Source organism: Streptomyces sp. NPDC036813 (genome assembly GCF_055609245.1).
In genome coordinates, this window is the sequence record NZ_JBVJPV010000007.1 from 311,707 (window position 1) to 323,633 (window position 11,927).

An 11,927-nucleotide genomic window follows, 5' to 3' on the forward strand; every position below is an offset into this window, starting at 1 on the left:
GGCGTGGGCCGGCCGTGCCCGGTGCGGTCGGTCGTATCGCGTCGTGACGGCCGTGCCCGTTGCGGCAGCGGCACCCGGTCGGAGCACGCGCGGGCGCGCCGCCCCCCGGTGCCGGGGACGCTGGGGGTATGCCCTTGCACCAGCGCATCGTCGTCGTCGGAGCCGGTCACATGGGCTCCGTGCTCGTCCAGGCGCTGCGGGCCACCCTGCCGGACGCGCCGCTGACCGTGGTCGAGGCGGCCGACGAGCGGGCGGCGGCGCTGCGGGCGGAGGGCGTCGAGACGGCGCCGGAGTACCGGCCCGTGCCGGGTGACCTGGTTCTCCTCGCCCTTCCGCAGCAGGCGCTGGACTCCTTCGCCGCCGCCACCGCGCCCGGCACGTTCCGCGAGGCGACCGTCGTGTCGGTGATGGCCGGGGTGCCGATCGCCGCGCTGACCCGCCGCCTGGGCGCCCCGCGCGTCGTGCGGGCCATGCCGAACATGGCCTCCCAGGTGTCCCAGGGCATGACCGTACTGTGCGCCGGACCCGGGGTGACGCCCGCCGAGGCCGCCCGGGCCGAGGGCGTGCTCGGCTCGATGGGCCGGGTGCTGGCCGTGTCGGACGAGGCACTGCTGGACGACGCGACGGCGCTGGCGGGCGGCGGCCCGGCGTTCGTGGCGTACATCGCGGCGGCGTTCCGCGACTTCGCCGAGGCCGCCGGCTTCACCGCCGAGCAGGGCCTGGACCTCGCCTGCCAGGTGCTGCGCGGCACCGCCGACCTGCTGGAGCGCACCGGCCAGGACCCCGAGCAGGTCTACCGCAGCGTCATGACACCGGGCGGTACGACGGAGCAGGGCATCCTCGCCCTGCAGGAGCACGACCTGCACGGCATCCTCGTCACCGCGCTGCGGCGGGCGGCGCGGCGGGCACGGGAACTCGGGGACGACACGGACGACTCGGACGGCAGTCAGCCGATCGGATGACCCCGCGGCGCCGAAGCGGGGCGACAATGAAGGTGTTTGCCCAGTTCAACGGCGTACCGGGGAGGTGTGAGCGGGTCATGGACACGACGGCGGCGGCCGCGTCCGGACGGGACGGCGACGCCGACACCCGCACCCTCGCCGTGATCATGCACACGGCGTTCTTCGTGCTGCTCGGCGCCTCACTGGCCCGCTTCCTGCTGCGCCACCCCGGTGAGCCCCGCACCCCCTGGGTGCTGGCCCTGTCCCTGTTCCTGGCGGTGCTCTACGTCCTCGGGCCCGCGCTCGGCGCCCGCCTCACCGCACGCCGGCTGGCCTGGCTGACGGCGGTGGTCGCCGCCTGGGCGGTGCTGGTGACGCTCGCCCCGAGCTTCGCCTGGTGCGCGGTCCCTCTCTTCTACACCGGGCTGCGCACCCTGCCCCCGCGCGCCGCGATCGTCCTCGTCACCGGGCTCACCGCGCTCGCCGTCGCCGCCCAGCTGCAACTCGCGGGCTGGGCCGACCCGAACGTGCTGCTGGCGCCGCCGGCCGTGGCCGCCATCGCCACGGCCGTGTTCGTCGTCATGGAGCGCCAGGCGCGCCGGCAGCGCGCACTGATCGACGACCTGATCCGCACCCGCCGCGCACTGGCCGCCACCGAACGCCGCGAGGGCACCCTCGCCGAGCGCGAGCGGCTCGCCCGGGAGATCCACGACACCCTCGCCCAGGGCCTGTCCAGCCAGCGCATGCTGTTGCAGGCCGCCGACCGGTTGTGGGACACCGATCCGGCCACGGCCCGCACCCACGTCCGTACGGCCGCCTCCGTCGCCGAACGCGACCTCGCCGAGGCCCGCCGCTTCGTGCACGACCTGGCCCCGGCGGACCTCGCGGAGGGCGGCGGACTGGTGAAGGCCCTGCGGGCGGTCGCCGAGCGCGCGAGCACGGGGGAACTCACGGTCCGCGTACACACGGAGGGCATCCCGGCGCACCCGTTGCCCGCCCTGGTCGAGTCGGCGCTCCTGCGCATCGCGCAGGGCGCGCTCGCCAACGTCCGCGAACACGCCGGCGCCCGCACCGCGACTCTCACCCTGACCTGCCTGGACGACGAGATCGTCCTGGACGTCGCCGACGACGGCCGCGGCTTCGAGGCCTCCGCGACGGGTGAACGGCCGGCCGGCTCCGTCCGCGGTCACGGCCTGCCCGCGATCCGCGCCCGGCTGCGCCAGCTGGGCGGCACCCTCACCATCGAGTCGGCGCCGGGCGAGGGCACGGTGCTGTCGGCCGCGATCCCCCTGGAGCCGCCCGTATGAGCACCGCCGTCCGTGTCCTGGTCTGCGACGACCACGCCGTGGTCCGCGCCGGGCTGCTCGCCCTGCTGGGCAGCGCCCCCGACATCGAGGTGATCGGCGAGGCCGGCAGCGGCGAGGAGGCGATCGCCCTGGCCCGCAAACTGGGCCCGGACGTCGTCCTGATGGACCTCCAGCTCGGCGAGGGCATCGACGGCGTGGAGACCACCCGCCGCCTGACCGCGGAACCGGCCGCCCCGCACGTCCTGGTCCTCACCACCTACGACACGGACGCCGACATCACCCGCGCGATCGAGGCCGGCGCCACCGGCTACCTGCTCAAGGCCGAACGCCCCGAGGAACTGTTCGCCGCGATCCACTCCGCCGCGCGGGGCCGCACCACCCTGTCCGCCCCCGTCGCCGGCCGCGTCATGGCCCACCTGCGCAACCCGGCCCTCGCGCTCACCCCGCGCGAGCGGGACATCCTCACCCACCTCTCCCGCGGCCTCGGCAACCGCGACATCGCCCGCGCCCTCCACATCAGCGAGGCCACGGTCAAGACACACCTGCGCCGCATCTACGACAAGCTCGGCGTCGACACCCGCTCGGGCGCGGTGGCGGTGGCGAAGGAACGCAGGCTGGTGACCTGAGGGGGGCGCGCCGCGCGGTTCGGGCGCCGGGGGCCGCGACAGCGGTGAGGCGGGGGCTAGGGCAGGGAGCGGGCATGGGGGGCTACGGCAGTGCCGGCGCCGGTGCGTACGACGGCGGCCGGGCGCCGGGCCCTACGGCTGCTGTGAGCCGGCCGGGCCGGTGGCGAACACCCGGCGGACGAAACGCCGCTGCCACGGCACCTCCACCGCACGGGGGTGGTAGTTCCGCCGGACCCATGTGACCGCTTCCTCCGGAGTCATTCCCTCGAAGACACACAGCGCGGACAGTGCCGTACCGGTCCGCCCGACGCCGCCCCCGCAGCAGATCTCCATGCGTTCGCCTGCGGCACGGTCGTGAGCGAGGCGGAGAGTGCGCATCGCGTCCACGGGATCGGCGGGCAGCCAGAAGTCCCGCCAGGCCACCCACAGCGACTCCCACGGGGTCTCCGGCGGCCGGTGCCCCGTCAGGTGGACGGCCAGCGTCGGAGTCTGCCCCGCCGGGAGGCCGTACCTGAGCCCGCGCCCGCGGATCCTGCGGCCCGACGGAAGAGTGACGACCCCCGGCGCAGCGGAGTTCCACGGCTCGGTCATGAGGATCCGCACTCCCATCGCTGCCGCGCATCGCATGGCCGGTCATCGCCATCATTCCCGAGCGGGTCCGGTCAGGACCGGTGCCAGGGGACGGCAGCCCGGGGCAGCGAAGATCCCGCCGAGACGGAAACCGGGACGGGCAACGTCGAAGGGCCCCACCGCGAACGGTGGGGCCCTTCGACATCGTGCCCGGTGAGGCACTGGCGGAGGATACGAGATTCGAACTCGTGAGGGGTTGCCCCCAACACGCTTTCCAAGCGTGCGCCCTAGGCCTCTAGGCGAATCCTCCGCCGGAAACATTACATGACCGAGGAGGGTGCTCGCGAACTCGTTCCCCCTGGCCCGGATCGGGTACGCTGTGCGCAGCCCCTCACGCGGCGCTATCTGACTGAACTCCCCCAGGGCCGGAAGGCAGCAAGGGTAGGTCGGCTCTGGCGGGTGCGTGGGGGGCGCTTGCGTTCGGCGGGCCGGCAGCGCGGGACATCTCCCGGGACACGTTCCGGTTCGGGCGCGGGCCGCCTCCCGGTTCGGGTGCGGCACGCCTCCGGTTTCCGGTGCGGGGCGCCCCCCGGTTCCGCGGGCGGAGCCCGTTGTCACCGGGCGCCTATAACCTCGTAAGCGTGTCGTCTCTCGCGTTGTACCGCCGCTATCGCCCGGAGACCTTTGCGGAGGTCATCGGGCAGGAGCATGTGACCGACCCGCTGCAGCAGGCGCTGCGGAACAACCGGGTCAATCACGCGTACCTGTTCAGCGGTCCCCGCGGCTGCGGCAAGACCACCAGCGCCCGGATCCTGGCCCGCTGCCTCAACTGTGAGCAAGGTCCCACCCCGACGCCGTGCGGGGAGTGCCACTCCTGCCAGGACCTCGCGCGCAACGGCCCCGGGTCCATCGACGTCATCGAGATCGACGCCGCTTCCCACGGTGGTGTGGACGACGCCCGTGACCTGCGCGAGAAGGCGTTCTTCGGCCCCGCCCGCAGCCGGTACAAGATCTACATCATCGACGAGGCCCACATGGTCACGTCGGCCGGCTTCAACGCGCTGCTGAAGGTCGTCGAGGAGCCCCCGGAGCATCTGAAGTTCATCTTCGCGACCACCGAGCCCGAGAAGGTCATCGGCACCATCCGGTCGCGGACCCACCACTACCCCTTCCGCCTGGTCCCCCCGGGCACGCTTCGCGAATACCTCGGCGAGGTGTGCCAGAAGGAGGACATCCCGGTCGAGGACGGCGTCCTGCCGCTCGTCGTGCGGGCCGGCGGCGGCTCCGTGCGTGACTCCATGTCCGTCATGGACCAGCTCCTCGCCGGCGCCGGGGCGGACGGTGTGACGTATGCCATGGCCACCTCCCTGCTCGGCTACACGGACGGCTCGCTGCTCGACTCCGTCGTCGAGTCCTTCGCCTCCGGTGACGGGTCCGCGGCCTTCGAGGTCGTGGACCGGGTCATCGAGGGCGGCAACGACCCGCGCCGCTTCGTCGCCGACCTGCTGGAGCGGCTGCGCGACCTCGTCATCCTCGCCGCCGTGCCGGACGCCGCGGAGAAGGGGCTGATCGACGCCCCGGCCGACGTCATCGAGCGCATGCAGGCCCAGGCGCGCTCCTTCGGTGCCGCCGAGCTCAGCCGCGCCGCCGACCTGGTCAACGAGGGCCTGACCGAGATGCGCGGCGCCACCTCGCCGCGCCTCCAGCTCGAGCTGATCTGCGCCCGCGTCCTGCTCCCGGCCGCCTACGGCGACGAGCGTTCCGTCATGGCCCGCCTCGACCGCATCGAGCGCGGCGTGAACTTCACCACGGGCGCCGGTATGCCGGCCATGGGATACGTCCCCGGCCCCGAGGTCCACGGGGGCGGGTACCCCGGCGGCCCGGCGGCCGCCGGTGCGCCCGTGCCGCCCGTCCAGTCCGTCCCGCCCGGCGGCGGCCCCGCGGCGGCCCGCGCGGCGGTGCGCGCTTCGGGCGGCGCGGCCGCGGGTGCGCCCGCGGCCGCTGGGGCGCCCGGGGCCGGTGGCGGCCCCGGTACGGGGCTTGGCGCGGGGCCTGGTGGAGGTCCCGGCGCGGGCGTACCCGCTCCCACCTCCCCCGGCGCTCCCGCAGGCGCTCAGGCTCCCGCTCCGGCCGTGGCTGCCGGTGCGTCCGGGCAGCCGGGTGGCGACCAGCCCGATGCCGGGGTCGCCCCGGCCGCGCACGGCTCCGCGCCGGCACCGGCCGACACCGACGCCGCCGCCCAGCACCCGCCCACCGCTCCCGCCGCCCCCACGGCGCCGACCGCTCCCGAGGCGGCCGCACCTTCTGCCGCGGCCTCTCCCGGTGCCTGGCCCACCGCCACCCCGGCCGGTGGCGGCCGACGGCCCGGCGGCTGGCCCACCGCCGTCCCGGCGGGCGGCGGCGCCGGCCCCGGCGGTTCGGGTCCCGGCAGCCAGGGCCCGGCCGGCTCGGGTCCCGCGGGCGGCGGCCCCGGTCGTGCCACCCCCGCCCCCGGCTCGGCCCCCGCGGCCGCGGCCTCACCCCCTGCCGCCTCTCCGGCGCCCGCCGCCGGTGGGCTCGACCCGAGGGGGCTGTGGCCGAACATCCTGGAGGCCGTGAAGAACCGCCGCCGCTTCACCTGGATCCTGCTCAGCCAGAACGCCCAGGTGACCGGCTTCGACGGCACCACGCTCCAGCTCGGCTTCGTCAACGCCGGCGCCCGGGACAACTTCGCCGGCAGCGGCAGCGAGGACGTGCTGAAGCAGGCGCTGGCCGAGCAGTTCAACGTCCACTGGAAGATCGAGGCCGTCGTCGACCCCTCGGGCGGCTCGGCCCCGCCGCCGCAGTCCGGCGGCCCGTCCGGCTTCGGCGGCGGCTCCTCCGGTCACGGCGGCGGCTACGGCGGTGGCGGGGGCGCCACGGCCGTACAGCGCCCGGCGCCCGCACAGTCCACCGCCCCGGCGTCCGGACCGGGTTCGGCCCCGCACGCGTCGGCGTCGGTACCGGCTCCGGCCCCCGCGCCGGCCCGGCAGTCCTCGGCGCCCGAGCCGCCCCCCGTGTCCATCGAGGACGACATCCCGGAGGACGACGACCCGGACCTGAACGAGTCGGCGCTGTCCGGCTACGAACTGATCGTCAAGGAGCTGGGAGCGACGGTCGTGGAGGAGTTCACCAACGAGTGACCCTCCCAGCGGTGCCCCTGAGCGCCCGGATCGGGGCAGCTCAGGGCGGTTCGTTCGGAGAAAACCACGAAGCGCCGGGACCTGGTTCCTCGGAAGCCCGCACAAGGTCACCGCGCCGCCTGCCGTTAGGCTGACCCCGTGAAGGTCCTCGTCATCGGCAGCGGCGCCCGCGAACACGCCCTGTGCCGCTCCCTGTCCCTCGACCCCGCCGTGACCGCGCTGCACTGCGCCCCCGGCAACGCCGGCATCGCCGAGGTCGCCGAGCTGCACCCGGTGGACGCCCTGGACGGCGCCGCCGTCAGCGCGCTGGCCGGTGAGCTGGGTGCCGACCTGGTGGTCGTCGGCCCGGAGGCCCCGCTCGTCGCGGGCGTCGCCGACGCCGTGCGCGCGGCCGGCATCCCGGTCTTCGGCCCCTCGAAGGAGGCCGCGCAGCTCGAGGGCTCCAAGGCCTTCGCCAAGGACGTGATGGCGGGTGCGGCCGTGCCCACCGCGCGGTCGTACGTCTGCACGACCCCGGAGGAGGTCGCCGAGGCGCTCGACGCCTTCGGCGCCCCCTACGTCGTCAAGGACGACGGGCTCGCCGCCGGCAAGGGCGTCGTCGTGACCGACGACCTCCAGACCGCTGTCCAGCACGCGGCGGCCTGCGACCGGGTGGTCATCGAGGAGTACCTCGACGGCCCCGAGGTCTCCCTCTTCGCCATCACCGACGGCCGGACCGTGGTCCCGCTCCAGCCCGCCCAGGACTTCAAGCGCGCGCTGGACGGCGACGAGGGCCCGAACACCGGCGGCATGGGCGCGTACTCCCCGCTGCCCTGGGCCGACCCCAAGCTCGTGGACGAGGTGCTGCAGACGGTCCTGCAGCCCACCGTCGACGAGATGCGCCGCCGCGGCACCCCGTTCTCCGGGCTGCTGTACGCCGGTCTGGCCATCACCGGCCGCGGGGTGCGGGTCATCGAGTTCAACGCCCGGTTCGGCGACCCCGAGACCCAGGTGGTCCTGGCCCGGCTGCAGACGCCGCTGGCAGGGATCCTCATGGCCGCTGCCACCGGCAACCTCGCCGACCTGGAGCCGCTGCGCTGGAGCGACGACGCCGCGGTGACCGTGGTCGTCGCCTCCCACAACTACCCCGGCACCCCGCGCACCGGTGACCCGATCACCGGCCTCGACGAGGTGGCCGCGCAGGACGCCCCGCACGCCTACGTCCTGCACGCCGGGACGAAGCGGGACGGGGAGAACGTGGTCAGCGCCGGCGGCCGGGTGCTGTCGGTCACGGCCATCGGCAAGGACCTGACCGAGGCCCGCGAGCGGGCGTACGCCGCCGTCGGCCGGATCGGTCTCGACGGCTCCCAGCACCGCACGGACATCGCGGCGAAGGCGGCGGCGGGGTCGTAAGCCCTCTCACCAGGCATGTTCAGGCCCCGGGTTTCCTCGTGGAACCCGGGGCCTGATCTTTGCTGTCCGTCACCCAGCTCTGACCAAAGCCATTCCATCGAGTGACCGATGGGCTTATCTGCTGACGGGAGGCGGGCCCCCAACTAGGGTGCGGCGCAATGGTTCCGGCACTTGGCCCACCGGCATTGCGATGTCAGTGGCGGGTGCCACAGTGGGGGAGTGAGCAAGTCCAGGAAGCCGCGACGAGAGGCAGGGGGTGAGGTCCGGTCGTGACCGGTATGGGTGTGGAGGCAGGAGCGCAGGCCGCGCGGGCCCGGGCCCTGGCCGTGCTGCGGATCCGCAGCCGGGCGACCGCGGTGGCCCTGCTGCCCGCGGCCCTGGCGGTGATCCTCCTGGCCGGCGGCGCCACCGGGCATCTCGTCGGGCCCGGCTGGGACGCCGCCCGCTGGGTGGTCTCGGTACCGGCGCTGCTCGTGCTGCTCGCCGCCGCCGGTATCGCCCTGGTTGTCGCCCGCGCCCACCCCGCCGTCAGCCCGACGGTCCCGATCGCCGAGGACGCCGCGCCGGACCTGTACCGGCTGGTGCGCGACCTCGCCGACCGCCTGGACGTCCCGGCCCCGTCGGCCATAGCGCTCACCCCGGACTGCGACAGCTGGCTGGAGGAGCGCACCCACCCGCCCCACGGCCCGCCCGCCCCCGTCGCGCGCCCGACGGACCGAGACGACCTCGCCGGGGCGGAAAAGCCCCACCGGCGCGCTCCCGCCACCGTCCTTGTCGTGGGGTCGCCGTTCCTGTGGTGGATGCGGGTCGGCGAGCTGCGCGCCCTGCTGGCCCCGGTCGTCGCCGGCACGGGACCCGCGGCGCACCCGGACATAGCCGCCGCCCGGCGCTTCGTACGGGGGCTGGACGCGGCCGTGGCCGTCGCCGCCTCGCCGGGCCGCTGCCGGTTCTTGAAGGCGGCGTGCGCGGTCGTCGGCTGGGTGTCCCGTCTGCTGCTGCGCAGCTGCCGCGGGCACGCGGCGGAGATGGAGCGCGGGGTCGCCGCGGCGGCCTCCGAGCGGGCCCAGACCGTGGACTACGGCCTCCGTATCGTCGCCCAGGAGCAGGTCGGCCTCGCCTACGCGGGCTGGGACCGTCTGCTCACCCGGGTCGCGCTGCCCGCTTGGCGGATGGGCCGGTGGCCGGCCCGGCTGGACGCCGGTGTGGTGGCCGCGCTCACCGAGCTGTCCCGGCGCGACCGGCTCGCGGAGGGTTTCACCTCCCGGCTCGGCGAGCGTCCCGCCTGCGATCTGCTGGAGGAGCCCGGCCTGGTGGACGAGGCCGCCTCGCTGCTGGCCGCCCGCCTCTTCCACGGCGGTCCCGCCGCGTCCGGTCCTGACTGGTCGCCGGTGGACTGGCAGGCGTATCCGGAGGAGGTCGTCGACCGCAAGTGGCGCACCGACGCCGCCCGCCTGCACCGGGTCCTGGACACCCTGGGCGTGCGCCGTCCCAGTGACGCCGCCGCTCCCGACCCGGCTGGCCCCACGCTCGCCCGCGTCCTGGAACACCTGTCCGACCCGCTGACCTCCCACGCTGCCGCACCGCTGTCCCCCGACCCGTCGAGGCCACCGGCCGTGGCCGGCGAGGCCCCGCCGCCGCACACACACCCGGCCGAGCCGGTCGACCCGGCCGAACCGGCCTACCCGGTCGATCCGGTCGACCCGGCCGATCCGGCAGACCAGTACGACCGGATCGCCCCCGACGGTGACGACCTGGCGCACCCCCACAGCGCTGCGCTCGCCGCGAGCCTGAGTGCGGAGCTGGCGGACGAGGAGACCGCCGAGACCGCCGCCCCCGGCACCCCCGCGGGCTCCGCCGAGCACGCCCCGGCCGCCCTGTGGGCCGACGCGGCGCTCCCCCTGTTCCCGCTTCAGCCCCCGCGCACCCCGCGGGAGATTCTCACCGACCACGTCACGGCGACGGTGTGCTGCGCGGCCATCGACACCGCCGGCGCCGCCCCGGGTCTGGACTGGCTGGACGGCCCCACCCTGCTGATCAACGGCGAACGCGCCACCGACCTCACGCCGAGAGTACTGAGCCTGATAGAGGACGGCGACGCCTCCCCGCTGCGCGAGTGGCTCACCGCGACCGGCATACGCCCCGAGAAGCCCCTGCGGCTCGTCTGACCGCCGGGCAGCGCCGAGGCGTCGCCCCGGCCGGAGCACCTGATTCCACTTTCGGCCAATTCGCAACGAATAGTGACAGCATGCGTGCGTAATGTGATGTGCTGGGACCGGTCACGCACATGGCAAGCGCGTGCGACATAAGACAGGTGAACGAACACGACGTCAGGCGCGTACGGGGGCGTGAGGGAGGGGAGCGACCATGGGGTCGGAGCAGATCCGCCGCTGGGAGTCGGGAGCACTGGCGCACGCCGTGACGGATCCCTTCGGTCAGGGTCCCGTTCCCTGGCTGCGCGGCAGCGAGACGTACTTCGACGACACCGGTCACGTCGTCCCCTGGTACGTCGACCCGGTCCCCCCGCAGAGCACACGCAAGGGCGCCGCCCGCGTCCCGGCCCCCCGCGCGGAGCGGCACGACCTGCGCTCCGCCGACGACGTGCACCGCCAGATCAAGGGCTTCGTCTCCACCGGCGCGGTCGCACCCGGCGAGGCGGTCGACTTCCACGTCACGGTCGACCCGCCCCAGGAGTTCTTCGTCGACATCTACCGCATCGGCCACTACGGCGGTGACGGCGCCGCCAAGATCACCACCAGCCCCCGGCTGTCCGGCATCGTCCAGCCGCCCCCGCTCGCCGCGGACCGCACGGTCTCCTGCCACCACTGGTGGCTGTCCTGGCGTATGCAGATCCCGTCCTTCTGGAGCGTCGGCGCGTATGTGGCGGTCCTCACCACCGGCGACGGCCGCTACCGCTCCCACATCCCGTTCACCGTGCGCGACGACCGGCCCGCCGAGCTGCTGCTGCTCCTGCCGGACGTCACCTGGCAGGCGTACAACCTCTATCCGGAGGACGGGCGCACCGGTGCCAGCCTGTACCACGCGTGGGACGAGGAGGGCCGGCTGCTCGGCGAGGCGGACGCGGCCACGACCGTCTCCTTCGACCGCCCCTACGCCGGCGCGGGCCTGCCCCTGCATGTCGGGCACGCCTACGACTTCATCCGCTGGGCCGAGCGCTACGGCTACGACCTCGCCTACGCCGACGCCCGCGACCTGCACGCCGGCCGCATCGACCCGGCGCGCTACCGGGGCCTGGTCTTCCCCGGGCACGACGAGTACTGGTCCGCCCCGATGCGCCGGGCCGTCGAGCAGGCCCGCGACCACGGCACGTCCCTGGTGTTCCTGTCCGCCAACACCATGTACTGGCAGGTCGAGCTCGGCCCCTCCCCGTCCGGCGTCGCCGACCGCCTGCTGACCTGCCGCAAGCGCAAGGGCCCGGGCAAGCCCGTGCTGTGGCGGGACATCGACCGCCCGGAGCAGCAGGTGGTCGGCATCCAGTACGCCGGCCGGGTGCCGGAGCCCCACCCGCTGATCGTCCGCAACGCCGGCCACTGGCTGTGGGGGGCGTCCGGAGCGCACGAGGGCGACGCGCTGGACGGTCTGGTCGCCGGTGAGGCCGACCGCTACTTCCCGCGCACCGCGCTGCCCGAGCACGAGGAGCGCATCCTGCTGGCCCACTCCCCGTACACCGACAGCGAGGGCGCCCTGCGCCACCAGGAGACCTCCCTGTACCGGGCACCCTCCGGCGCCTGGGTGTTCGCCGCCGGCACCTTCGCCTGGTCCCCGGCCCTGGACCGCCCCGGCCACGTGGACCCGCGCATCCAGCGCGCCACGGCCAACCTCCTCGACCGCATCTGCAAACGGGACTGAGCGGCGAAGGGGTGCCCCGCGGGCACCTCCCGCCCACCCGGCGTCCCGGGCACGTCCCTCATA

General features: G+C 74.8%; 8 protein-coding genes, 1 tRNA gene and 1 other RNA gene. 8 read left to right on the plus strand and 2 right to left on the minus strand.

Annotated features, from left to right (window positions below; translation table 11 throughout):
* Positions 1–128 precede the first annotated feature (128 nt).
* The 3 genes from ACZ67Q_RS17550 (at position 129) to ACZ67Q_RS17560 (ending at position 2,874) form a co-directional block, all read left to right on the plus strand.
* Positions 129–962 carry a pyrroline-5-carboxylate reductase family protein gene (locus tag ACZ67Q_RS17550; protein WP_471182558.1) on the plus strand — a complete coding sequence of 278 codons (834 nt, stop codon included), beginning with the start codon at positions 129–131 and terminating at the stop codon, positions 960–962.
* A 77-nt stretch (positions 963–1,039) separates the two neighbouring features.
* Positions 1,040–2,248, plus strand: a complete 1,209-nt coding sequence (locus tag ACZ67Q_RS17555; protein WP_471182561.1) for a sensor histidine kinase — start codon at positions 1,040–1,042, stop codon at positions 2,246–2,248.
* The gene (locus tag ACZ67Q_RS17560) at positions 2,245–2,874 is read left to right on the plus strand and encodes a response regulator (RefSeq protein ID WP_471182563.1); all 630 of its coding nucleotides are present in this window, start codon (positions 2,245–2,247) and stop codon (positions 2,872–2,874) included. Before ACZ67Q_RS17555 ends, ACZ67Q_RS17560 begins: the two co-directional genes overlap by 4 nt.
* 132 nt (positions 2,875–3,006) lie before the next feature.
* Here the strand turns inward: ACZ67Q_RS17560 and ACZ67Q_RS17565 are convergent, their stop codons facing one another.
* Together ACZ67Q_RS17565 and ACZ67Q_RS17570 are read right to left on the minus strand one after the other, a co-directional pair.
* A complete protein-coding gene (locus tag ACZ67Q_RS17565) occupies positions 3,007–3,465 on the minus strand; it encodes a protein-tyrosine phosphatase family protein (RefSeq protein ID WP_471182566.1) in 459 nt (152 codons plus the stop codon).
* 201 nt (positions 3,466–3,666) lie between these two features.
* Positions 3,667–3,754: transfer RNA gene (locus tag ACZ67Q_RS17570), tRNA-Ser, on the minus strand.
* 72 nt (positions 3,755–3,826) lie between these two features.
* Between ACZ67Q_RS17570 and ffs the strand changes: the two genes are divergently transcribed.
* The 5 genes from ffs to ACZ67Q_RS17595 all read left to right on the plus strand — a co-directional run bounded on the left by ffs (position 3,827) and on the right by ACZ67Q_RS17595 (position 11,864).
* Positions 3,827–3,925, plus strand: an RNA gene (gene ffs, locus ACZ67Q_RS17575) — signal recognition particle sRNA small type.
* 160 nt (positions 3,926–4,085) lie between these two features.
* Complete coding sequence (locus tag ACZ67Q_RS17580) at positions 4,086–6,605, plus strand: DNA polymerase III subunit gamma and tau (RefSeq protein WP_471182569.1); 2,520 nt, start codon at positions 4,086–4,088, stop codon at positions 6,603–6,605.
* A 138-nt stretch (positions 6,606–6,743) separates the two neighbouring features.
* The gene (gene purD / locus ACZ67Q_RS17585) at positions 6,744–7,997 is read left to right on the plus strand and encodes a phosphoribosylamine--glycine ligase (RefSeq protein ID WP_471182571.1); all 1,254 of its coding nucleotides are present in this window, start codon (positions 6,744–6,746) and stop codon (positions 7,995–7,997) included.
* Positions 7,998–8,275: 278 nt separating this feature from the next.
* Positions 8,276–10,162, plus strand: a complete 1,887-nt coding sequence (locus ACZ67Q_RS17590; RefSeq protein WP_471182725.1) for a hypothetical protein — start codon at positions 8,276–8,278, stop codon at positions 10,160–10,162.
* A 199-nt stretch (positions 10,163–10,361) separates the two neighbouring features.
* Positions 10,362–11,864, plus strand: coding sequence for a N,N-dimethylformamidase beta subunit family domain-containing protein (locus ACZ67Q_RS17595; protein WP_471182573.1), 1,503 nt, complete (start codon positions 10,362–10,364; stop codon positions 11,862–11,864).
* Positions 11,865–11,927: the final 63 nt, after the last annotated feature.

Bases quoted from the DNA above. Each gene is read 5' to 3' on its own strand.
- ACZ67Q_RS17560 (WP_471182563.1), top strand. From the start codon at position 2,245: ATGAGCACCGCCGTCCGTGTCCTGGTCTGCGACGACCACGCCGTGGTC.
- ACZ67Q_RS17595 (WP_471182573.1), top strand. From the start codon at position 10,362: ATGGGGTCGGAGCAGATCCGCCGCTGGGAGTCGGGAGCACTGGCGCAC.
- ACZ67Q_RS17550 (WP_471182558.1), top strand. From the start codon at position 129: ATGCCCTTGCACCAGCGCATCGTCGTCGTCGGAGCCGGTCACATGGGC.
- ACZ67Q_RS17555 (WP_471182561.1), top strand. From the start codon at position 1,040: ATGGACACGACGGCGGCGGCCGCGTCCGGACGGGACGGCGACGCCGAC.
- ACZ67Q_RS17590 (WP_471182725.1), top strand. From the start codon at position 8,276: ATGGGTGTGGAGGCAGGAGCGCAGGCCGCGCGGGCCCGGGCCCTGGCC.
- ACZ67Q_RS17565 (WP_471182566.1), bottom strand. From the start codon at position 3,465: ATGACCGAGCCGTGGAACTCCGCTGCGCCGGGGGTCGTCACTCTTCCG.